The following is a 21,705-nucleotide window of genomic DNA, read 5'->3' as shown; positions in this document are numbered from 1 at the left end:
CATATCCGATCCCCTTTCATCACATTCCGGGATCGCTATCGCCCGCGCTGCTGGATCTGCTGGTCGATCATCTGCCTGAGATTGGAGCGGATCCTGTCGATGCTCTGTGCTCTCCCTGCCGCGCGGCTTCGTTCGTCCTTGATGCCGTCGGTGATCTCCTCCACGATCGTTGTAGGGTTGAAGCTCGGTGGGAACGAGCGCGGTGGAAATTCCTTCAGGCTTACGGCGAAGACCGCAACTTCATCGATGACGCCGTAGACCGTGCCGACGTGGTTGATCAGCCAGTCCCAGTAGGTGTTCGAGGTGATGTCCGCGCGCTCGAAGGGATCCTGGAACAGATTGTAGATCTTCTGCATGCGCAGCGTGGTGAAAGGCTCGGCCCAGACACCCATCGTGCCCTGCAGGCGCTGTTCGGCGAATGTGTATTTGTAGTCACCCTGCCGGATAGCCACGAGCATGCCGTCATCATCTGAATAGAAGAATGTGTTGCGCGCGCTCTTGGTGCCGTTGTTGTTGGCGGCAGACCCGCTCACATTGCGCAGGAAGGCCGACTGGTCGTAGCCGTCGAGGTGCACCTTGTAGGAGTTGCCGTTCGCGGTGTATCCGGCCTTCAGCTTGTTGACGATGTCGGGCTCGCCCGCGATCGCACACAGTGTCGGGATCCAGTCGTTGTGGCTCATCAGCTCGTTGCTGACCGTGCCGGGCTTGATGTTGCCGGGCCAGCGCACGACGCACGGGACGCGGAACGCGCCTTCCCAATTGGTATTCTTCTCCGAGCGGAACCAGGTCATGGCCGCATCCGGCCATGTGTTCATGTGGGGCCCGTTGTCGGTGGAGTAGACAACGATGGTGTTGTTAGCGATCCCCATGTCGTCGAGCGCCTTCAGCAGATTTCCGACGATGTCGTCGTGCTCCATCATTCCGTCGATGTATTCGCTATCTCCGTGGCCGTAGCGGCCGCGATGGTCTTGTCGCACATGGGTGCGCAGATGCATGCGCGTGGCGTTGAACCAGCAGAAGAACGGTTTGCCGGCGCCTTGCTGTCGCTTCATGAAGTCGATCGCGGCGGCCGAGGTCTCGTCGTCGACCGTCTCCATCCGCTTCTTGGTGAGCGGGCCCGTGTCCTCGATGGTCTGCTTGCCGATCTTGCCGAAGCGCGGGTCTTCGGTTGGATCGTCGCGGTCGGTCGCCTTGCAACGGAGCACGCCGCGCGGGCCGAATTTTGCGCGGTACGCGGGATCCTTGGGATAGTCCGGCAACTCCGGCTCTTCCTCGGCATTGAGGTGGTAGAGATTGCCGAAGAATTCGTCGAATCCGTTCACCGTCGGCAGGTTCTCGTTGCGGTCGCCGACATGGTTCTTGCCGAACTGGCCGGTGGCGTAGCCAAGGTTCTTCATCAGGCCGCCGACGGTCGGATCGAGTTGGCTGACGCCCATCGGCGCGCCAGGATAGCCCACCTTGGTGAGGCCGGTGCGGATGCCGTGCTGACCGGTAAGGAAAGCCGCGCGGCCAGCGGTGCAGGATTGCTCGCCGTAGTAATGCTGCATCTTCAGGCCTTCGCGAGCGATGCGGTCGATGTTGGGCGTCTCGAAGCCCATCAGCCCGCTTGAATAGGCGCTGATGTCGGTGATGCCGATATCGTCGCCCCAGATGATGAGGATGTTCGGCTTGCTGCCCGCAGGCGCGGTTGCTGCCGGCGCGGCAGCCGGCGCCGCCTTCTGCGCTTGCGCCAGCGCTTCTGAGGTCAGCGTCGCCGCGGCGACGATTGAGGATGTGCCCAACAGGAGGTTTCGGCGATTGATCGGCTGGTCAGGCTTGCATTGGTCAGCCCCGGACTGGTTGTTATTGTTCTTCGACTCGCTGCTCATGCTTCACTCCCTATGTTGCAGCAGATCCTTCGTGTTCGCGGTGAATGGTGAGCGGCGACCGCGCGACGCAGCGGAAGCCGACATGGCTGGTCGAAGTGTCGACCGGCTCGGCGTGGCGCGCGGCCGGGCGGTAGCGGCGGCAGTAATTGGGGGCGCAGAGATGCGAGCCGCCCTTCAGGACCTTGCGGGGAATTCTGATGTCGGGGAGGCGAGGGTCGTAGCTTGCAGCCTCGCCGCCGCCACGGGGATTTTGCGGGATGCAGCAGGGCTTTGCGGCATCGGCTGCGTGCCGGGCTGACCACCAGTCGGAGGTCCATTCCCAGACATTGCCGATCATGTCGTGGAGGCCGTAGCCGTTGGGCGGGAAGGCCATGACCGGCGACGTCCGCTCGAACCCATCCTCGGCGAGATTCTGGACAGGGAAGTTGCCCTGCCAGATGTTGGCCACGTGCTTGCCGCCGGGCATGAGTGCATCGCCCCAGGCGAACTCTTCGGCCTCGAGGCCGCCGCGGGCGGCAAACTCCCATTCCGCTTCGGTCGGCAGGTCCTTGCCGGCCCAGCGCGCATAGGCTTCGGCATCGCTATAGGAGATGTGCACCACCGGATGGTCGTCGAGGCCTTTGATGTTGCTGCCTGGGCCGTAAGGATGGCGCCAGTTGGCACCGCGCATGAAGGACCACCACTGGCTCCAGTCGGTAAGGTCGGTGATGCGCGGCAGCGGCGAGAACACCAGCGATCCGGCGAAGAGCATCTCCTTCACCGCGCCGGGATAGTCCTTCGCATCGGGAACGATCTGCGCTTCAGTGACATGGCCGGTCGCGTTGACGAATTGCTTGAATTGCCGGTTTGTGACCGGCGTCCGATCGATCCAGAAGCCGTCGACGGAGACGCGGTGGCTCGGCGCCTCCTCGGGATAATGATGGTCGGACCCCATGCGAAAGGTCCCGCCAGGAATGAAGACCATCTCGCCTGTCTTCACATCATCCGGCAACCACTCGCAGTGGTCCAGGTCTGCCCGCAGCATGGTGGAAACTCCGATACGCGTATTCCACTGACGCTATGGCGCACGCATCGGCAGGCGACGGCACGTTTCCCGGTACGTTGGACGCATTGCCTGGTCCCCTCATTTTGGCGCGCGGGATGAAGACGCGCCATTGCGTCAACATCTCTTTCCTTTGCGCGCGCATTCCAGCACGCGGCAAATAATCACCACGTGCACTCGGCCATCCGCAGAGCGCTGTCGTTCTGTATCGCTAAGGTTGCAAACGGTATCCGAAGATTGGACGGCTGTGATGTGCAAATTGTGCCAGTACGTGCAGGCGGCAGGTGAGACTTAATGACCCATGTCGAAAATCGCTCAATCTGCAGCGCGATCCGGCACTTACCTCGCGTCAAATTCGGCATTGATTTAGATCAAAACGCGAGATCACTTTGCCGCAAGGCCTCGCGCTATGGTAGTATTATGCTGCTATCTGCCCCAGAATTGTCGCGCTTCAGTAACAGGGTAGGGCCATGGGGCAATTTCTTCTGGTTGATTCGAAAAAGCTGGATGGCTTTGAAGGTCTTCATCAGGCCGTCCACGGATCGCATGTCGACGTCATGCAGCTCGGCCGCGGGCGCTTGCGCGGGACGTTGTCTCACATCGGGATCGGCGACTTCTCGCTCAGCATCGGCACTTTCAATGTCGGTATGCGCACGCAGCGTGTCTCCAGCGATGACAAGCTGATCATCGGAATGCTCCTGGCGGCGGAGGACCGCGTCGCCCATTGGTCGTTCGACATGCAGCTGAACGATGTGCTCGTCATTCCGCCCCTGCTCGAGCATGACGGAGTGTTTCACGGCGCGTCCGCATACGCGGCGATGCGCCTCGATCTCAGCGAGGTCGCGTCCCTGTTCGGCGGCGAGGCGAAACTCAGCGATCCCGACAATTGGCGTAGCCGCGGTCATTTCAGGGCCGACGCGGCGAACGGCGCCATCGCCACGCGCCGTCTTGTCGCGATCATGTCGCATTTGCGCACCAACAAGCTGGGCCTGACGCCATCGACCGCCGAATATTGGCGGCGAGCGATCGCTGAGTGCATGGCGGTCAACGTCATGTCGTCGCTACCTCCAGACGATAGCGGCTGGCTGCCTTCGGCGCGCCGGCTGATCCGCCGCGTCGAGGATTATCTCGACGCAACCGGCACGCGCCCGGTGCATGTGTCGGAAATCTGTGCCGCCATGAGCGTGTCCCGCCGGACCCTGCACCGTGCCTTCCAGGAAGTGTTCGGTCTCGGCCCGGTCAGCTTCCTCCGGCACAAGCGGCTCTGCGCGGTGCATTCCATCCTGCGTGAGAGCGCGCCCGGCTCGACCACCGTGGCGGCCGTGGCGATGGATCAGGGTTTTTACGAGCTCGGCCGCTTCGCGCAGTATTACCTCGCGATGTTCGGAGAGCGCCCGTCGCAGACGCTCGGCGTTACGACATGGCAGTCGGAAGCGGACGGCGTCGGCAGGGCCTAGCGCCGCCGCAGCTTACTGCGGCGCGCGCCTGCCTGGGCGTTCGACGAGGCGGATCAAATAGCCATGGCGATCCTGGACCAGAAATTCGCGATGCGACGTCCCGTCACGAAGGCGGAGTCCGTCAGAGGCCGGCGAGCCATGTCGCGAGCGACGTCTTTCCGAGCCGGGCCTCGCCAAGCGGGACCAGCGTCGTGTCGTCGATGGTGGCGCCGTAATAGTGCGCCTTCGGGTCTCCCACCACGGAACGCGTGTCACCGGCCGCCTTCAGCCGGCGCGCTACGAATTCGTTGAAGGGAGCCTTCTCAGGGCCCGCGAGATCAATCGTGCCATTCAGCGGCGCTCCCGTCGCGATATCCGCGAGACAATCGGCCACGTCGTCGGAGGCGATCGGCTGAAACGACGCCGATGGGACGACGATCCTGTCTCCGGCGACGCCGGCTTCGCCGATTGCGCCGAGGAATTCGAGGAATTGGGTGGCGCGGACGATCGAGTAGGGGACCGAACCTGCCTTGATGATGGTCTCCTGCGCCAGCTTGGCGCGAAAATAGGCGATGCCGGGCGAGCGATCGGTCCCCACGATCGACAGCGCGACGTGATGTTTGACGCCCGCCGCGGCCTCGGTCGCGATGAGATTCTTGCTCGAACGCTCGAAGAATTCGAGCACGGCGGCAGGCTCCCAGGACGGTGCGTTGGCGACGTCGACGACGACGTCCGCGCCGGCCAGTGCCGCAGCGAGGCCTTCACCGGTCACGGCGTTCACTCCCGATCTGGGGGAGGCAGCCACGGCGTCGTGGCCCTGCTGCCTCAGTTGCGCCACGAGCTTGGACCCGATCAACCCGGTTCCGCCAATCACGACGATCTTCATGACAAAAGTCTCCTCAGCATGTGGCGAACGCGACGCGGTCAAGACTTTCAGCCACCACGTTACGCCGCCAGGCGTGATGCCAGATGCAGCTTACCAGAGTAAGGCGGCGCGCTCTTGTAGGAACAGACCTGCTTTATCGGAATATGGCTTGACGGCTCGTTGCGCTTGGAGCCGAGTCACGAAGACGCTCTGCCTCACAAGGGGGCGCGCGTTCCCAGGCGTTCAACGAAGCGCACGAGATAACCATCGGGATCCTGAACGAGAAACTCACGCTGCCCGACCTCCTGCTCGCCGACCCGGTACCAGGCCTCATTCGGTGGCTCGTAGAGCGGCCATTTCGCGTGGTCGAGTGCCCTCAGCATGGGATCGATGCGATCAACGACCATCTGGAAATTGGCGCCGCGCCCGAACGGGCGCTGCATCTCTGCCGTCTCCCAACGGCCGTTCAACTCGCATAGCATCACCTGCAAGCGCCCCCTGACGAGGTAAGCAAATCGCGCCTCAGGACGGTCATAAGCGATATCGAACCCGAGCAGGTCACACCAGAACGACAGGCTGGCCTGGATGTTCGAAACGCTGAGCTCGGGCACGAGATCAGCAAAGCCGTCACGTGGTGCGCTGCCCGTGCTGTCGGAGGTCGCGCGGGCGACAGGATCTGAAATAGGGGGCTTGGTCATCTGACGCAAACAGCCTCGGCTGCCAACGGCGCCATCATCGCATCATGCCGGTGTTTTGCCCGACGTGTCAAACCACTTTGCCCGACGCGTCAAATGGCAGACCAGAAACCGTCGTGAAAACAACCCCATCGCTACTGTGCATGGGGTTGTTTCACGGTTTGAGATCGAGCCTTACGCCGCGCAGACGATTACGCCGTACCAGCCGAGCCCGCGATAGGTCTCGTAGCCCGGCGTTGCGTGGAAGGCGATCATCGCGCCTGACCGGTCGTGGTAGACGCCGGAGCGCTGGCCGTTGAGGGAGAGCGAGATGCGCTCGCTCAAAATGCCCTGGCCGTCGGAGGCGGCGATGACGCGGAAATGCGAGTCGACCAGCAGCACGCGCGCCTTGTCGGCGTCGCCGACGCGCACGCCTTGCACGATCGCGCGCGCCTGCGGCTGCCAGTCGAAATGGATGGCGAGCACGCCGATCGGCGCGCCGCTGGCCTGGCCACCGGCGCGGACGCTGGCGCAGTAGGTCGCGACCTCTGCGTTGCCGAGCAGCGGCTGGTTCTCGATGTCGCCCGCGACATAGTCGTCGCCGGAGCGCAAGGTCTTCGCCTCGCGAAACCATTTGGTGTGGGCGACGTTCTGGCCGACGACACGAAAACGATCCGCGCGCCCATTGGCGACGACGTTGCCGTCGAGGTCGCAGAGCCAGAGGTCGAGATAGACGGTGTAGGCGCCAAGGATGACGCCGAGGCGCTGCGAAGCATGGCTGACCGCCGCAGGCGCCGGCGAGGCCGCGCAATCGACCACGGCGGAGTCGGTCGCCCACCAGCGTACGTCGCAGGTACGCTCATAGAGGTTGCGGTCGATCAGCTCGACCGCGTTCAAGGACAGATCCATCATCCGCTCGCCGCGCGAGCGCTGGCTCATGCGCTCGATCGAGGCGACGAGATCGCCGGTGCGCTTGGTCAGCTGCGTCTCGAGCTCGCGGGCGATGGTCTCGACCTGCTGGCCGACGCCGCGCACCTCCTGAGCCACCACGGCGAAGCCCGCGCCTTGCGCGCCGGCACGCGAACTCTCGATCAGTGCGTTCAGCGCCAGCATCTTCATCTGGTTGGTGATCTGCTGGATCGACTTGGTCTTGTCGACCGCGATCTGGTTGACCTCCGCGGTCAGGCGATTGATCAGCGCGGAGATATCGGAATCGTCGGTGGGCTCAGTGGCAACAGGCTTGGTTTTCAGACCCAGCGCAGCAGACATCGGGACTTCCCTTGGCAATGAGGTCTGATCTGCAATGAACCGGGAACAACAATCACAGATCGAATAAGCGCGGTTTTCGAAGATTCCCGCTAACGCCCACTTAATTTGCTGTCCGCGCCGCTGCTCAAATGGTAGTCAACTCGCTCAGCATTTCGGCAATCCACCGCTTTGTGAGGCGCTGACATTGCAATTGGCGGAGGATTCCCGGTGAATCCTTCAGACCGGCCACCGCGCCGTTGCGTAACTCCCCGACGACCTGAACCACGAATCATGACGCCGCCCGCCACCGCCTTGCCCGTCGAAATGCCCCAGGCTTTCCTGGGCGTCGCCCGCTCGCTCACCGACAAGCTCTGGCGCACGCGGCTGGATGCGCGGGGGGCGGCAACGGCGCTCGCCATCGTGCAGCGTCACCAGTTGCCGGAATTGCTGGCGCGGGTGCTGGCCGGCCGCGGTGTCGAGATCGACGCTGTGCCCGACTTCCTCGACCCGACCATCCGCAAACTGATGCCCGATCCGTTCACCGTGACGGAGATGGAGGTCGCCGCAAAGCGCATCGCCGATGCTGCCGCCGGGAACGAGACCGTCGCGATCTTCGGCGACTACGACGTTGACGGTGCGACCTCGGCGGCGCTGCTCGCCTGGCATCTGCGTCATTGCGGGCTCGATCCGCTGATCCACATTCCCGACCGCATTTTCGAGGGCTATGGCCCCAACGTGGAAGCGGTGCGTGGATTGGCTGCCAAGGGCGCCACGCTGCTCGTGACCGTCGATTGCGGCACCACCAGCATCGAGCCGCTGGCCGAAGCCAAGCGGCTCGGCATGTCCGTCGTCGTGATCGATCATCACCAGGCTGGCACGGAGCTTCCGGAGGTTGACGCGCTGGTCAACCCGAACCGGCTCGACGATCTCTCCGGCCTCGGCCACCTCGCCGCCGTCGGCCTCGTGCTGGTGACGCTGGTGGCCGTCAATCGCGAGCTGCGGCAGCGCGGCTTCTGGAACGCGGAGATGCCCGAGCCCGATCTGCTCGGCATGCTGCATCACGTCGCGCTCGGCACCGTCGCCGACGTCGCCCCGTTGATCGGCCTGAACCGCGCCTTCGTTGCAAAAGGGCTGATCGCGATGCGGCGTCGCGACCATATCGGCCACACCGCGCTAATGGACGTGGCGCGGCTCAACGGTCCGCCGGAGGCCTGGCATCTCGGTTTCATGCTGGGCCCGCGCGTCAACGCCGGCGGCCGCATCGGCCGCGCCGATCTCGGCGTGCGGCTCTTGCTGGAAGGCGACAGCGTGGAGGCCGCACGGATCGCCGCCGAGCTCGACCGCCTCAACAGCGAGCGCCGCGTCATCGAGCAGGCCGCCGAAGCGCAGGCCGAAGCCGAGGCGCTTGCCTCGATCGGGCTGGAGGACAAGCTCGGCGTCATCGTCACCGCGTCCGAAGGCTGGCATCCCGGCGTGGTGGGCCTCGTCGCTTCGCGATTGAAAGAGAAGTTTTCGCGGCCGGCTTTCGCGATTGCGCTTGAGCCCGGCGGCATCGGCACCGGCTCCGGCCGCTCGATCACCGGCGTCGATCTCGGCAAGGTGGTCCGGCAGGCGGTCGCCGACGGTATTCTGCTCAAGGGCGGTGGCCACGCGATGGCCGCGGGCGTCACGCTGCGGAAAGAGAAACTCGCCGAATTCCGTGCCTATCTCGAAAACGCGCTGGCGCAGGACGTCGCTGAAGCGCGTCACGTCAACGAGCTCTACATCGACGGCGCGATCTCGGCGCGGGCGGTGACGACGGAGCTTGCGACCACGCTCAATCGCGCAGGGCCCTTCGGTAGCGGCAATCCGGAGCCGGTGCTTGCGCTGCCGGCGCATCAGCTCGTCTTTGCCGATGAGGTCGGACAAGCGCATCTGCGGCTGCGCTTCAAGTCGGGCGACGGCGCCATCGTCAACGGCATCGCGTTCCGTTCGGTCGGGCAAAAGCTTGGCAATGCACTGCTCGCCAACCGCGGCCAGCAATTGCATGTCGCGGGCTCGTTGTCGGTCGATCGCTACCAGGGTGCCGAGCGGGTGCAGTTCCGCGTCATCGACGTCGCACTACCGGACCAAGGACCATCCGTGATCAGGTAGCGACTTCAAACAACAAAAAAGGGAGTGAGCATGGCAGGGCAGGTTGAAGGCAAGGTTGCGCTGGTCACAGGCGGCGCGTCCGGAATTGGCGAGGCCATTGTCGAGCTGTTTGCGCGCGAAGGCGCGACTGTCGTCATCACCGACATCGATGAGCTCCGCGGTCCCGAACTGGCCAAGCGCGTGACAAAAGCCGGCGGCAAGGCCATCTTCCTGGAGCAGGACGTCGCCAGCGAGGAGCGCTGGGTCGAGATCGTCGCAGAAATCGCCAAGCGTCACGGCCGGCTCGACATCATGGTCTCCAATGCCGGCATCGGCATCGCCGTGCCCTCGATCACCGACATGACGCTCTCTGACTGGCGCAAGCAGAACGCCATCAATCTCGATGGCGTGTTTCTTTCCGCGAAGCATTGCCTGCCTTTGATGCGCAAGACCGGCGGCGGTTCGATCGTGATGATGTCTTCGCTGGCGGGCCTGCGCGGCGCGCCGGGCCTCTCGGCCTATTCGCTGACCAAAGGTGGCGTCCGGCTTTTCGCAAAATCGATCGCCATGGAGTGCGCGGCAGCAGGCGACGGAATTCGCGTCAATTCGGTCCACCCCGGGATTATCGACACGCCGATCTGGGGCAAGATCCCCACCGGCGCGAATGGCGCGGGCCAGAACGCGCCGATTGATCCGGAGGAGCGCGCCAAGGTCGCAACCCCGCTCGCTCGCGCAGGCCAGGCTGCAGAGATTGCCTCGGGCGTGCTGTATCTGGCGTCAGATGCCTCGCGCTACGTCACCGGTAGCGAACTCGTCATCGACGGAGGCATGAACGCCGGCGGGGTGCCGCGGCGGGCCTGAGACGCGCAGGGCAGGGTGGCGGCCGCAGGGGCTGACGCGCAGTCGCCGGCCCTGTAAAACGCAGCCGTCTCCCGCCCGAAAGAGGTTTCCTTCGCCATGGCGCACAGCCTTCATGCCTCCTCACCCGCAGCCGTTCGCTCGAACCGGCCGGACCTCGCGACCGATGCGATCCGCACCGCGCGCGAGGATCTCGCCGCCTGCTTCCGCATGGCCGCGCGCAACGGTTTTGAGGAAGGCATCTGCAATCACTTCTCGGCCGTCGTGCCCGGGCATGATGATCTCTTTCTGGTCAACCCCTATGGATACGCCTTTCGTGAGCTGACAGCGTCGAAGCTTCTGATCTGCGATTTCCACGGTCACGTGCTGGACGGCGAGGGTGAGCCCGAGGCGACGGCGTTCTACATCCACGCCGAGATGCACAAGCGCTTGCCGCGCGCGAAGGTCGCCTTCCACACCCACATGCCCTACGCCACGGCGCTGTCGATGATCGAGGGCGATCCCTTGATCTGGGCCGGTCAGACCGCGCTGAAATTCTACGGTCGCACGGCAGTGGACCGCGATTACAACGGCCTTGCGCTCGACAACCGCGAGGGCGCCCGCATCGCTTCCGCAGTGGGCGACGCCGACATCGTCTTCATGAAGCATCACGGCGTGATGGTCCTGGCCCCGACCATCGCGGAGGCTTGGGACGATCTCTACTATCTCGAACGCGCTGCCGAGGTGCAGGTGCTGGCGATGTCGACGGGACGAAAGGTGCAGCCGGTCGATCCGGCGATAGCCGCTGAAACCTACAAGCAGATGCGCGAAGGCGATTCCGAATCCGCCCGGCTGCATCTCGCCGCGATCCGTAGACAGCTCGATGCTGAGGAACCGCAGTACCGGCACTAAGGTCGGCTACGATCCCTGCCGCAGCTTCGCCAGCACCTTCAGCCCGCCATATCCGTCGGCGGGCGTGATGCCGGCGCGTTGCTGAAAATCCTTGACCGCTTTCATCGTGTCGTTGCCGACGCGGCCGTCGGTGCCGCCGGTATCGAAACCAGCCTTGGTCAGCCGCGTCTGCATCTCCTGCACCTCGGCCAGCGTCAGCACGCGCTCGGAGCCAGGGAAGGGTTGGATGAAGGGTGGCGCGCCGAGGCAGCGATCGCCGAGATGGCAGATCGCCAGCGCATAGTTCATCGATGGATTGTAGCTCTTCACCGAATAGAAGTTCGGCCCGAGCAGGAACGTTGGTCCGCCTGCAACCGGCGTCCACATCTGCGCTGATGCATTTGGCTGCGGAAATGGCTGGCCGTCGGCGCGGGCGACGCCGGCCGCCTGCCACGCCGCGTAGGTGCGGCTGCCGCTCATCTGGCTGGACGCGCGCACCTCGTAACCCCAATGCTCGCCACGGTGCCATTTGCCGCGATTGACCAGATATTTTGCCGTCGATCCCAGCGCGTCGTCGGGCTTGCCGAACGGCGAGACCTTGCCGTCGCCGTTATAGTCGATGCCGACATTGAGCCAGACCTCAGGCATCCATTGCGAGTGGCCCATCGCACCCGCCCACGAGCCGCGCATCTCGTCGGGCGTGCTCCAGCCCTTGTCGACGATGCGCAGCGCATTGATCAACTCGGTCTCCCAATAGGCTTTGCGGCGAGGCTCGTTCCAGGCGAGTGCGGCGAGCGACGGAAACACCGGCGTCATGTGGTTCTGCTGCACCAGCGGATCGCCGTAAGCCGACTCCACACCCCACAACGCCAGCAGCGTGCCGCGCTCCACGCCGAAGTCGCGCTCGACCCGCGAAAACAGCGCCTCGTTGCTCTTCAGCGCGATCTTGCCGTTGATGATGCGCCAGTCCGAGACGCGGCGGTTGATGTATTGCCAGATCTGCTCGTGGAATTCGGGCTGGCTGCGCATCTGCTTGAACACGCTCATGTCGGGTTCGACCCGCGCCATCGCGCGCTGCCAGGTGGCGGCCGAAATGCCTTTCGCCATCGCGCGTGCGCGAAAGCCTTCGCGCCATTCGTCGAAGCCGGGTGGCGAGGCGAGGACACGCGTCGGGACTGCGAGCAGCGTGGTTGCACCTAGCGTGGAGCGGAGCAGGGTGCGGCGGCTAATGCGATGGGTGGAATCATCGTGTTTCATCGGAGCATTGTAGCCGGAATCACGCCGCTATGGGGGGCCGGTTCCTGGAACACGAGTGACGCCTCAGCCTGTGTTCCGTCCGGAACAAAGTGTCGCACGTCCGCATTCTCTTCGCACAACACTGAGGAGGACGAGATGCGGAAATATCTGTTTGCAGCTGCGATGGTCACCGCCATTGCAGCTCCGGCGTTCGCGGACGAGGTTGGTGTTCACGTTGGTCCGGTCGGGGCCGGCGTGACGGTCGGCGAATCTCATGCGTATCGCGACCGCGATCGGACCACCGTGATCAAGGAGCGGGCGCCCGCCGACCGCACCACTGTCATCAAGAAGGAAGATGGATTCGGCAATCGCAGCAAGACCGTGATTCATCACGACAACGATTGACGGAGCAGGGCCCCGGCCGCACGCCGGGGCCCGCCTTCGTCAGGAGCGAGACTTCGGGGTGGAATGAAGATGCGCGCGCACACGGAAAGCCATGTGGTCCAGCTGGACGACGGATCGTGCTGGAAGATTTTTCCCGGCGATCTGGCGGCGACGCTGAGTTGGAAACCTGAAACCGAGTTGCACCTGGAGCCGAACCTGGAGCCGAGCGGTGACCGGGTGAGTTCGCATGTGCTGGTCAATGGCACGGACCAAAGCCGCGTTCGCGTGAGCGCCGCCGGCGAAAGCTGGACCGACGGCCAAGTTAAGAAAGTGTTGAGGGGCGACTAGGGCTCGCTCGCGCCACGCCGGGTATCCCCATTTTTATGCGCGTCGCTTTACGCTCGGTTCGCTTCTGCCTGTGCAGAATGCGGGCATGCACGAGCTTTTCAGCATCATCCGAGCCAATCCCTGGCCGTTCGGCGCCGGATTGCTCGTCGTCGTCCTCATGATCATCGCCGAGAACTTTGGCCGCGGCATTCAGGGTGACGGCGGCACGGGCGGTGATTTCGCTGATTTCGGCGGGTGCGATGGTGGCGGCGACGGAGGAGGCGGCGACTAGGCTCGCCTAACCTTCCTGCAACCCCGCCGCGACGTTGGCGAGCCAGCGGCGAATGTTTGCCTCCGCCTTGGCATCGAGACCGCTGGCAAGACGCTTCTCCAATTCAATCACGCGCTCCCTGCAGGCCTTCAAGAGCGTCGATCCGCGGGGTGTCACCGTCCATTGCTGGATGCGGCCGTGGACGGGATGCGGCGTCATCACAATCGCACCGTCACGGTCGAGGTTGCGGATGATCACCCCGACGGTTTGCGGCGTCAGGAAGGTGAGGCGGGCGACGTCGGCTCCTGACAGGCCCGGATAGGCATTCAGCATGGTCAGCACCGCGAATTGGGGCGAGGTCACGCCGAGATCGGCCAGCGTCCGTTCCATCTTGAGCCGGACCGCAGCATGGGCTTGGCGCAGGAGGTAGCCGAGATAACCCTGCTCGCCGCGCTTGCCTTCACCGGGCGCGGGCAGGTGCACCAGGCTATCCTGTGCGCTGGCGGGCGTCTTCCGCTCCGGTTGCGATCTTGTGATATCGGTAGTCTTGCGTGACATATAAGAACTCTTATAAGATATAAGCCTTCTTACAATATCACGAGGTAAACGGCAATGTCACACGCCCGCAGCGAATACGAGGACTTCAAGAGGATTGCGCCGGACGCGTATGATCTGGTGCTTGCGCTGGGCCAGGTTGCGGCCAAGGCCGGCCTCGACAAGCAGCTCCTTGAACTCGTCAAGTTGCGCGCTTCGCAGATCAACGGCTGTGCCTTTTGCGTGCAGCACCACATTCTGTTCTCGGAGCGGCTCCATGTGTCGGTCGACAAGGTCAATCTGGTAGCGGTCTGGCGCGAGGCGCCGATCTTTTCGGCCCGAGAGCGCGCCGCGCTGGCGTGGACCGAAGCGCTGACTTTCCTGCCTGACGGCGTTAGCGATGAGGTCTATGCTGAGGCGTCCCGCGAATTTTCCGAGACCGAACTGATGTACCTGACGTCGGCCATTGCTTCGATCAATGTCTGGAATCGTTTCGGTGCGGCCTATCGCTGGACACCGGCGAAGCGGCCGGTCGCGGCGAATGCCGCGGCATCCTGATCGCAACGAGGGAGGTTGTCATGACTGCAATGAGTTTGGCCACCATGCAGGGACCTGTGCCATTGCGCTCGATGGCGCTGGCCGTCGTCGGCGGGCTTGTCTGCGCGCTTGCGATCGGCAAGGTGCTTCCGGCGACGATGGACACCGTATCGGGTGCGCTCGCGCCACTCTGCGCCACCGCTGCCGAAAGTTCGCCGCTCGACAAGGTCGAGCCGATCGGGTCCTACGCGCTGCCCAACGTTCCGGGAAAGCGCGTGACCATCGTGCGCGTGTTCTACGGTCCAGGTGGATTTTCACGACCGCACCGGCATGCTGGCTCGGTGACCGCTTACATTACCAAGGGCGAGATCCGCTCCCAACTGGGTGGTGGTCCGGTTGAGACATTCGGCGTCGGCCAGTCTTTCTTCGAGCCGCCGGGCGCCACGCATCTGGTTTCCGCCAATGCCAGCACCACCGAACCCGCCGAACTGATCGCCGTATTCGTGGCTGATGAGGGCGCCCAGCTCACGACGTATCTGGACTAGCGAGCCGATCGGATCCCGGATGAGGCTTCGCTCGTCCGGGATCCGATCGAGGTCTTCGCGCTCAATTCTCTTCGCTGCTCGATCCCTCACGCAGATCAGGCTTGATTACATCTTCCGGTAGCGCGTGCGCGACCGGCTGCGGGGTGCTCGCGATCTCCGGGCCGATTTCGCGCCCGCGCGCGTGGATCAGGCGTTCGTAGGCCGAGACCAGCGTGACGTAGGGGCTGACCCAGATCCAGCCATCGCGCGTGAACACCTGGACGTCGAAATGCAGGTGCATCGACGTGCCCGCGGGATGGTCGAGATAGTTCGAGATCACGCCGATCTTCTCGCCTTCCGCGACGATGCGGCCATTCAGCACCCCATCGGCGTTCAACGCCTGCGGGTTCATGTGCATATAGCGGAAGCGGATGTGCTCCGTGCGCGTGTTGACCTCGAGCGTCGCGGCCTGGTCCTTGGAAGCTCGGATCACCATGGCGTCGCGCACGGCAACGACGCCGCGCTGCTTGGGATCGCAGGGCTCACGGGCATCGCTTGGCGAGGCGCAGTCGGCGGCGCGGATGTCCTCTCCCTGGTGGCCGTAGCCGCTGCCGCATTGCCAGACCTCGAAGCTGCGAGACTCGCAGAAATTGTCGCGCCAGGGATAAGCCCTCGGGCCCTCGTCCTTGTCGCGTTTGGCATAGGATTGCGAATGCACAAAGGCCGGCGCCTTCTCAAGTGGGAAACGGATCTGTGCATAGGCCATCGGATCGGGATGGCCGCCCTGTTTGCGATAGCCGGTATTGGGGATGATGTCGCCGCTCGGCCGGTAGCTGAAATCCGCCGAACGCGCGGCGGGGCGATCGATCACGTACGAGGCAACATCCATCAGTGGCCGCATACGCTGGCCACCGGCGACGTGCAGCGCCTTCAGGAAGCGCTCGGCAACGGGATAGGCTTCCTTGCAGGCGAGCCGCCGCGGCTTTGCGACGCTGTCGAGGCACTGGACCGACACCACATAGGCGGCGCCGAAGCGTGTGAAGGCGTAACGCACATAGCCTTCGCGGATGAATCTGCGCAGGTCCGGGTAGATGGTCGCAAGCGGTTTGAACTGCTCGCCCTTGCCGCCGGCGGGATCGGCGATGTCGTACACGAGCGCGGATCCCGTGATCTGAATCTCCACCGGCCTCGCGAAGGCACGTGTCGGCATGCCGTCACCGGCGCCGGGCTCTAGCGAAAAACTCGCGCTGTAGCCGGCGGGGCCGGCGTCGAACATGTCGACGGGATTAAAGTCGGCCTGGTAGCGCGACAGTGCCAGTGGGGTCTGGGCACCGCTGCGTTGCGCTTCGAGATAGGCGGCGGCATCGAACGGCAACAGCACGGGAACGGGGCTGCGGGCGATGCCGGTGAAGAATTGCGAGGAGACCGCGTTGAGTTGCACCAGCGCCGGCATCGCGCGCGGATCGAAGCGCGGTACCGAACGACGCGGCATGAAGATGAAATCACCCGCGATCTGCGGGTGGCTGTTGATCTCGGTGCGGAGCTGGTCGAGCGCTGCGCGCCAGTCGACGCGCAAAGCCGTGAGGGACGGGCTGCGGATCTCGTCCGCAGCGACCGGCGTGGCGGTGAGGAGCGAGAGCGACGCCAGAAACAGCGAGACGAAGCGGAAACTCTTCCCAACCACTGTCTCGCCCCCCGGCGGCACCTGTCCTGATCTCGCTTAGTCCTTGGCGCGCTCGGAGTAGGAGCCGTCTTCGGTCATTACCACGATGCGGGTGCCGACGGCGATATGCGGCGGCACGGTGGTGCGGATGCCGTTGGAAAGCACCGCCGGCTTGTAAGACGACGAGGCAGTCTGGCCCTTGGTGACCGGCTCGGTCTCGACCACTTCCAGCGTCACGCGCTGCGGCAGCGCCAGCGAGACCACGTTGACGTCGTGGGTCGAAAGCTTGACCATCATCTCCGGCTGAAGATAGGCGGCGGCTTCGCCGACAACATCCTTGGAGACCTGGACCTGATCGTAGGTCTCGGGGTTCATGAAGTGGTAGCCGTCGCCATCTTCATACAGGAAGGTGTAGTTGCGCTCTTCGATGGTGGCCTTTTCGACCTGATCGGTGGTCTTGTAGCGTTCGGAGATCTTTACCCCGTCCGAGATTCGGCGCATTTCGATCTGGCTGACCGGGGTGCCCTTGCCGGGATGGATGTTTTCGGCGCTGACGACGACATACAGCTTGCCGTCTTGCTCGATCACGTTGCCCTTGCGAATAGAACTGGCGATGACTCTCAAAGCTATATTTCCTGCTTGCTTGGCCCGGCTCAGGCCAGGACGTGGTCAATTCGATGGGGGACTTGGGGCCTCAAATCAGACCTCGGCGCCCGTTTCGGGCCGCAACATACTGATTTTGCCGTTGGATGCCAGCACTTTGCTGGCTCAGGGGGCAGTCGGTTAATGGCTGGGGACAAGCTGATTTCGCCGTTCTGGACCCCTTCGCGGCACCTCGACCGGCGGCCGTTCCTCCAGGCCAGGGGAGCCATCACCGGGGCTGTCAGGGGCTTCTTCACCGAGCAGGGCTTTGTCGAGGTCGAAACCTCTGTCCTCCAGGTCTCCCCAGGCAATGAGACCCATCTGCACGCCCCCCGGACCGAGATCATCCGGCCTGATGGCAGCCGGGCCAGCCGATACTTGCGGACTTCGCCCGAATTCGCCTGCAAGAAGCTGCTGGCGGCCGGGGAGGAGCGGATTTTCGAGTTCGCCCGGGTGTTCCGCGACCGCGAGCGCGGCGACCTGCATCTGCCCGAATTCACCATGCTGGAATGGTACCGGGCGGGCGCCCCCTACGACGCCATCATGGCCGACACGGTGGTTGTCATAGCCCAGGCCGCGCAGGCGACGGGGATCGGGACCTTTGCCTTCCGGGGCCGGATGGCCGACCCCTTCGCCGAGCCGGAGTTGCTGACCGTTGCGGGCGCCTTCGAACGGTTTGCCGGGCTCGACCTGCTGTCGACAATCTCGGGCAATGAGGGTAACCGTGCCGCGCTCGCTCAAGCCGCCGCCGGCAAGGTCCGGGTCGCCGAGGACGACACCTGGTCGGACATCTTCAGCAAGGTCCTGGTTGAGCATGTCGAGCCGCATCTGGGGCAGGGGCGTTTGACCATCCTGTTCGAATACCCATCTCCAGAGGCTGCGCTGGCGCGGGTGAAGGCCAGCGATCCCAGGGTCGCCGAGCGGTTCGAGGTCTATGCCTGTGGCGTCGAACTCGCCAACGGTTTTGGCGAACTCACCGACGCCGATGAACAGCGCAAGCGCTTCACCGAGTCGATGGCGGAGAAGCAGCGCCGCTATGGCGAGGCCTATCCCCTGGACGATGACTTTTTGGCCGCAGTTGCGGCGATGCCGGAGGCGAGCGGTGTCGCGCTCGGGTTCGACCGGCTGGTGATGCTGGCGAGCGGCGCAACACGGATTGATCAGGTGGTGTGGACACCGCCTGCAGAAGAGACGTTGAACGAGAGATGACCAAAAGCAACCTTGCACGGACTTTGCGCGAACCAGCCGAACTCGTAGCTGCGGACCTCGCGCCTGCCACGGCGCTGCCGGCGCTCGAGCGCGTTGCCGCGCGTTATGCGGTCGCGATCACGCCGGCGTTGGTCGAACTCATCGACACATCCGATCCCGACGACCCGATCGCCCGCCAGTTCGTTCCGACCGCCGCTGAGCTTGAGATGCAGCCGGGCGAGAACGTCGATCCGATCGGCGATCATCCGCACTCACCGGTGCCGGGGATCGTGCACCGCTATCCCGATCGCGTGCTGTTCAAGCTGGTTCACGTCTGCGCGGTCTATTGCCGTTTCTGCTTCCGCCGCGAGATGGTCGGACCAGGCAAGGAGAACGCACTCTCGGAGGCCGCCTACCGCGCCGCGATCGATTACATCCGCTCGCGCAGCGAGATCTGGGAGGTGATCCTGACCGGCGGCGATCCCTTGATGCTGTCGCCGAGGCGAATGAGCGAGATCATGGCCGACCTCGCCGCGATCGATCACGTCAGGATTATCCGTCTTCACACCCGTGTGCCCGTGGCCGATCCTGCGCGGATCAGCGACGACATGGTCGCTGCGCTGAAGGTTGAAGGCGCAACCACGTGGGTCGCTCTGCATGCCAACCATGCGCGCGAGCTGACGGACACGGCCCGAGCCGCCTGTGCGCGGCTGGTCGATGCCGGGATTCCCATGGTGAGCCAGTCCGTGCTGCTGCGCGGCGTCAATGACAATGTCGTCGCTCTGTCGGATCTGATGCGGGCTTTCGTCGAGTGCCGGATCAAGCCGTATTACCTGCATCACGGCGATCTCGCGCCTGGCACGGCGCATCTGCGCACGACGCTGGCGCATGGGCAGGACTTGATGCGCGAGCTGCGCGGGCGGGTGTCGGGGCTGTGTCAGCCGGAATATGTGATCGACATTCCCGGTGGGGCCGGCAAGTCGCCGGTCGGACCGAATTATGTGTTGGCGGCGCAAAATACCGCACCAGATGCGGATGCTGCGGGGACGGAAACGCGCTATCGTATCGTGGACTATTGCGGCGACGTTCATCTCTATCCGCCCGAAACCTGAGCGGTGACGGAGGAGACGCCGGGTTGAGGAATGGAGGATCGGACATGAAGAAGATCATCGTGGCAGCATCGCTCGTGGTCTTGCTGGGCGGCACGGCGATTGCGCAGAGCGGCGCAAAAGGATCGTCGACGTCGGGCGGCGCCACGTCGGGAACGGTGCCGCAGGCGCCCATCGGTCACCGCCAGCCGCGTGCCGGCGACGTGCCGAGCGAGAAGAGCTTGAACGATCCGAACAATCCCGTGAACAAGGAAGACGCTCTGCTCGACAAGAAGATCAAGAGCATCTGCCGCGGCTGTTAGACCGCACCTGCGAAGTGACGGGCAGGGCGCGAACAGCATCGCCCCGCCCGCCTTTGGCCCTGACTACGCGGAGCGCTCGTGCAGTCCGGCGCGCGCGGCGTTGCGGCGGATCTCGACCGCATCAGCGAGCTGCTCCAGCACGGTGGCCGTGGTCGCCCAATCTATGCATCCGTCCGTGATGCTCTGGCCGTAAGTCAGCGGCTTGCCGGGCACCACGTCCTGACGACCCGCGACGAGATTGCTCTCGATCATCACGCCCATGATGCGGTTCTCGCCGCCCGAGATCTGGCCGGCGATGTCGGCCGTGACCAGAGGCTGGTTGTCCGGCTTCTTGCTCGAATTGGCGTGGCTCGCATCCACCATCACCAGCGGCGCGACACCGGATTTCGCCAGATCGTTGCAAGCCGACGCGACGCTTGCCGCATCGTAGTTCGGCTTGCTGCCGCCGCGCAGGATGATGTGGCAGTCTTCATTGCCCGCGGTCGAGGCGATCGCCGAACGGCCGAGCTTGGTCACCGCCATGAAATGATGCGGATGCGAAGCCGACTTCACCGCATCGGCCGCAATGCGGACATTGCCGTCGGTGCCGTTCTTGAACCCGACCGGGCATGACAGCCCCGAGGCCAGCTCGCGATGGATCTGGCTCTCGGTCGTGCGCGCGCCGATCGCCGCCCACGACACGAGGTCGGCGATGTATTGCGGCGTCGTCATGTCGAGGAATTCGGCGCCGGCGGGCAGACCGAGGTTGTTGATCGCCGACAGCACGTTGCGCGCCAGCCGCAAGCCCTTGTTGATGTCGAAGCTGCCGTCGAGATCGGGATCGTTGATCAGGCCCTTCCAGCCGACCGTGGTGCGCGGCTTCTCGAAATAGACCCGCATCACGATCTCGAGCTGGTCGGCGAGTTCTTCGCGCAAGGCCGCAAGCCGTTCTGCATATTCGAGCGCGGCCCTGGGATCGTGCACCGAGCAGGGGCCGACGACAACCAGGAGCCGGTCGTCCTGGCCATTGAGGATGGCGTGGATGGCGTTGCGCGCCGCCATCACCACGCGGGTAGCCGTGAGGGTGCGCGGGACTTCCCGCATCACCTCCTCGGGCGTGCTCAGCTCTTTCAGTTCGCGGATACGAAGATCGTCAGTCGTGCTCAGCACGGCGGGCTCCTGTCTGTTGAGAACCTGCCGGCCAATAAAAAAGCCGCCAGGTCTGGCGGCTGTTCGGACGTTTGCTTCAATATTCTAGATTGAGCGCGATCCTCCTGCCGCCAGCAAGCTGTCGTAGCTAAAGTACCAAAAATAGCTGGTGGCGACGGTGATCATGGATCGCCATATAGCGTGCCACTGGCGCCTTGTCACCCCCCAATTGGGAAGGCGGGGCTTCGAGGCGCCTCAACTGTTGCTTTTGCGCGCCGCCAGCGCCATGCCGATCAGGGTCGCGCCGCCGAACAGCAGGTTGATGCCGACCAGCACCCCAATGGCCCATTCCGCCGTGCTCGGCAGTCCCGTGATCACCATGAACGCGATCGCAATGTCGACGAAACCCGAGATCAGCAGCCACGACCAGCGGCCGCTCAGCTCGCGGCGATGCTCCAGCGCGTACATGATGGTGGTGACGCCCTCAGCGAGGAAGTAGGCGCCGAGCACGATGGTCAACGTCAGCACGGCCTGCATCGGGCGGGCCAGCAGCAGCATGCCGGCAAGTACGGCCAGCGCCGCCGAGATCAACGACCACCAGAAGCCCGGCGTGGCGCGCGCCCAATAGGTCGCGATCAATCCGCCGACCCCGCTGACCATGAACATCCAGCCGAGGAAGATCGTGATGGCCAGGCTTGCGAGCGGCGGCAGGATCAGCGCGGCAATGCCGAGGATGGTGAGCAAGATGCCTTCGAACAGAAACGCTTTCCAATGCGCCTTCACCGCCCGGCTCATCGCGGATTGCAGCCGTGAAAAATCCTCAGGCGATGTCATCGGCAAGCTCCGGATCGATAGATGTGCACACAATCTAATACGCACACACCACG

At 64.0% G+C, this 21,705-nt stretch carries 23 protein-coding genes; 12 read left to right on the top strand and 11 right to left on the bottom strand.

The features are described from left to right. Nucleotides 1-35 precede the first annotated feature (35 nt). Both JQ631_RS11010 and JQ631_RS11005 read right to left on the bottom strand, forming a co-directional pair. Nucleotides 36-1,868 carry an arylsulfatase gene (locus JQ631_RS11010; protein WP_212326129.1) on the bottom strand — a complete coding sequence of 611 codons (1,833 nt, stop codon included), beginning with the start codon at nt 1,866-1,868 and terminating at the stop codon, nt 36-38. 10 nt (nt 1,869-1,878) lie between these two features. Next, nucleotides 1,879-2,892, bottom strand: coding sequence for a formylglycine-generating enzyme family protein (locus JQ631_RS11005; protein WP_212326127.1), 1,014 nt, complete (start codon nt 2,890-2,892; stop codon nt 1,879-1,881). Nucleotides 2,893-3,380: 488 nt separating this feature from the next. On the opposite strand from JQ631_RS11005, the gene JQ631_RS11000 reads away from it, so the two are divergent. After that, nucleotides 3,381-4,367, top strand: coding sequence for a helix-turn-helix domain-containing protein (locus tag JQ631_RS11000; RefSeq protein ID WP_212326125.1), 987 nt, complete (start codon nt 3,381-3,383; stop codon nt 4,365-4,367). Nucleotides 4,368-4,488: 121 nt separating this feature from the next. On the opposite strand, the gene JQ631_RS10995 is transcribed toward JQ631_RS11000, so the two are convergent. From JQ631_RS10995 to JQ631_RS10985, 3 genes are all read right to left on the bottom strand, one after another. Further along, nucleotides 4,489-5,232, bottom strand: a complete 744-nt coding sequence (locus JQ631_RS10995; RefSeq protein ID WP_212326123.1) for an SDR family oxidoreductase — start codon at nt 5,230-5,232, stop codon at nt 4,489-4,491. Nucleotides 5,233-5,426: 194 nt separating this feature from the next. Continuing rightward, nucleotides 5,427-5,909: a bleomycin resistance protein gene (locus JQ631_RS10990; protein WP_212328568.1), complete on the bottom strand. Its 483-nt coding sequence runs from the start codon at nt 5,907-5,909 to the stop codon at nt 5,427-5,429. 171 nt (nt 5,910-6,080) lie between these two features. Next, nucleotides 6,081-7,154, bottom strand: coding sequence for a methyl-accepting chemotaxis protein (locus JQ631_RS10985; RefSeq protein WP_212326122.1), 1,074 nt, complete (start codon nt 7,152-7,154; stop codon nt 6,081-6,083). A gap of 270 nt (nt 7,155-7,424) precedes the next feature. On the opposite strand from JQ631_RS10985, the gene recJ reads away from it, so the two are divergent. The 3 genes from recJ to JQ631_RS10970 all read left to right on the top strand — a co-directional run bounded on the left by recJ (nt 7,425) and on the right by JQ631_RS10970 (nt 10,994). Further along, a complete protein-coding gene (gene recJ / locus JQ631_RS10980) occupies nt 7,425-9,266 on the top strand; it encodes a single-stranded-DNA-specific exonuclease RecJ (RefSeq protein ID WP_212326121.1) in 1,842 nt (613 codons plus the stop codon). 30 nt (nt 9,267-9,296) lie between these two features. Further along, nucleotides 9,297-10,106, top strand: a complete 810-nt coding sequence (locus JQ631_RS10975; RefSeq protein ID WP_212326120.1) for an SDR family NAD(P)-dependent oxidoreductase — start codon at nt 9,297-9,299, stop codon at nt 10,104-10,106. A gap of 96 nt (nt 10,107-10,202) precedes the next feature. After that, complete coding sequence (locus JQ631_RS10970) at nt 10,203-10,994, top strand: aldolase (RefSeq protein ID WP_212326119.1); 792 nt, start codon at nt 10,203-10,205, stop codon at nt 10,992-10,994. 6 nt (nt 10,995-11,000) lie between these two features. On the opposite strand, the gene JQ631_RS10965 is transcribed toward JQ631_RS10970, so the two are convergent. After that, the gene (locus JQ631_RS10965; protein WP_212326118.1) at nt 11,001-12,230 is read right to left on the bottom strand and encodes a lytic murein transglycosylase; all 1,230 of its coding nucleotides are present in this window, start codon (nt 12,228-12,230) and stop codon (nt 11,001-11,003) included. 135 nt (nt 12,231-12,365) lie between these two features. Here JQ631_RS10965 and JQ631_RS10960 point away from each other — a divergent pair, with 135 nt between their 5' ends. The 3 genes from JQ631_RS10960 (at nt 12,366) to JQ631_RS10950 (ending at nt 13,212) form a co-directional block, all read left to right on the top strand. Beyond that, nucleotides 12,366-12,614 carry a hypothetical protein gene (locus JQ631_RS10960; RefSeq protein WP_212326117.1) on the top strand — a complete coding sequence of 83 codons (249 nt, stop codon included), beginning with the start codon at nt 12,366-12,368 and terminating at the stop codon, nt 12,612-12,614. A gap of 63 nt (nt 12,615-12,677) precedes the next feature. Next, nucleotides 12,678-12,941 carry a hypothetical protein gene (locus JQ631_RS10955; RefSeq protein WP_212326116.1) on the top strand — a complete coding sequence of 88 codons (264 nt, stop codon included), beginning with the start codon at nt 12,678-12,680 and terminating at the stop codon, nt 12,939-12,941. An 85-nt stretch (nt 12,942-13,026) separates the two neighbouring features. Continuing rightward, nucleotides 13,027-13,212, top strand: coding sequence for a hypothetical protein (locus JQ631_RS10950; RefSeq protein ID WP_212326114.1), 186 nt, complete (start codon nt 13,027-13,029; stop codon nt 13,210-13,212). Between the two features lie 6 nt (nt 13,213-13,218). On the opposite strand, the gene JQ631_RS10945 is transcribed toward JQ631_RS10950, so the two are convergent. Continuing rightward, a complete protein-coding gene (locus tag JQ631_RS10945; protein WP_212326112.1) occupies nt 13,219-13,749 on the bottom strand; it encodes a MarR family winged helix-turn-helix transcriptional regulator in 531 nt (176 codons plus the stop codon). Between the two features lie 54 nt (nt 13,750-13,803). Here JQ631_RS10945 and JQ631_RS10940 point away from each other — a divergent pair, with 54 nt between their 5' ends. Together JQ631_RS10940 and JQ631_RS10935 are read left to right on the top strand one after the other, a co-directional pair. Then, the gene (locus JQ631_RS10940) at nt 13,804-14,283 is read left to right on the top strand and encodes a carboxymuconolactone decarboxylase family protein (protein ID WP_212326111.1); all 480 of its coding nucleotides are present in this window, start codon (nt 13,804-13,806) and stop codon (nt 14,281-14,283) included. 20 nt (nt 14,284-14,303) lie between these two features. Further along, nucleotides 14,304-14,807 (top strand): cupin domain-containing protein, encoded by a 504-nt coding sequence (locus tag JQ631_RS10935; protein ID WP_212326110.1) that lies wholly within the window; start codon nt 14,304-14,306, stop codon nt 14,805-14,807. A 61-nt stretch (nt 14,808-14,868) separates the two neighbouring features. Here the strand turns inward: JQ631_RS10935 and JQ631_RS10930 are convergent, their stop codons facing one another. Both JQ631_RS10930 and efp read right to left on the bottom strand, forming a co-directional pair. Then, a complete protein-coding gene (locus JQ631_RS10930) occupies nt 14,869-16,491 on the bottom strand; it encodes a M23 family peptidase (RefSeq protein ID WP_212326109.1) in 1,623 nt (540 codons plus the stop codon). Nucleotides 16,492-16,506: 15 nt separating this feature from the next. Further along, on the bottom strand, nt 16,507-17,073 hold the full coding sequence (gene efp, locus JQ631_RS10925) for an elongation factor P (protein ID WP_212326108.1): 567 nt from the start codon (nt 17,071-17,073) through the stop codon (nt 16,507-16,509). A 162-nt stretch (nt 17,074-17,235) separates the two neighbouring features. On the opposite strand from efp, the gene epmA reads away from it, so the two are divergent. From epmA to JQ631_RS10910, 3 genes are read left to right on the top strand one after another with little or no spacing between them, the layout of a single operon-like run. Further along, nucleotides 17,236-18,300 (top strand): EF-P lysine aminoacylase EpmA, encoded by a 1,065-nt coding sequence (gene epmA, locus JQ631_RS10920; protein WP_212326107.1) that lies wholly within the window; start codon nt 17,236-17,238, stop codon nt 18,298-18,300. Then, nucleotides 18,297-19,391, top strand: coding sequence for a lysine-2,3-aminomutase-like protein (locus JQ631_RS10915; protein ID WP_212326106.1), 1,095 nt, complete (start codon nt 18,297-18,299; stop codon nt 19,389-19,391). Before epmA ends, JQ631_RS10915 begins: the two co-directional genes overlap by 4 nt. Before the next feature lie 44 nt (nt 19,392-19,435). Next, nucleotides 19,436-19,690 carry a hypothetical protein gene (locus JQ631_RS10910; protein WP_212326105.1) on the top strand — a complete coding sequence of 85 codons (255 nt, stop codon included), beginning with the start codon at nt 19,436-19,438 and terminating at the stop codon, nt 19,688-19,690. Nucleotides 19,691-19,753: 63 nt separating this feature from the next. Here JQ631_RS10910 and JQ631_RS10905 read toward each other — a convergent pair whose 3' ends face one another. Both JQ631_RS10905 and JQ631_RS10900 read right to left on the bottom strand, forming a co-directional pair. Further along, nucleotides 19,754-20,839: a 3-deoxy-7-phosphoheptulonate synthase gene (locus JQ631_RS10905; RefSeq protein ID WP_212326104.1), complete on the bottom strand. Its 1,086-nt coding sequence runs from the start codon at nt 20,837-20,839 to the stop codon at nt 19,754-19,756. Nucleotides 20,840-21,073: 234 nt separating this feature from the next. Further along, nucleotides 21,074-21,652: an HdeD family acid-resistance protein gene (locus JQ631_RS10900; protein ID WP_212326103.1), complete on the bottom strand. Its 579-nt coding sequence runs from the start codon at nt 21,650-21,652 to the stop codon at nt 21,074-21,076. Between the last annotated feature and the right edge of the window lie 53 nt (nt 21,653-21,705).

It is taken from the genome of Bradyrhizobium manausense (genome assembly GCF_018131105.1).
Classification (GTDB): domain Bacteria; phylum Pseudomonadota; class Alphaproteobacteria; order Rhizobiales; family Xanthobacteraceae; genus Bradyrhizobium; species Bradyrhizobium manausense_B.
This window is presented reverse-complemented; position numbering and strand designations above follow the sequence as displayed.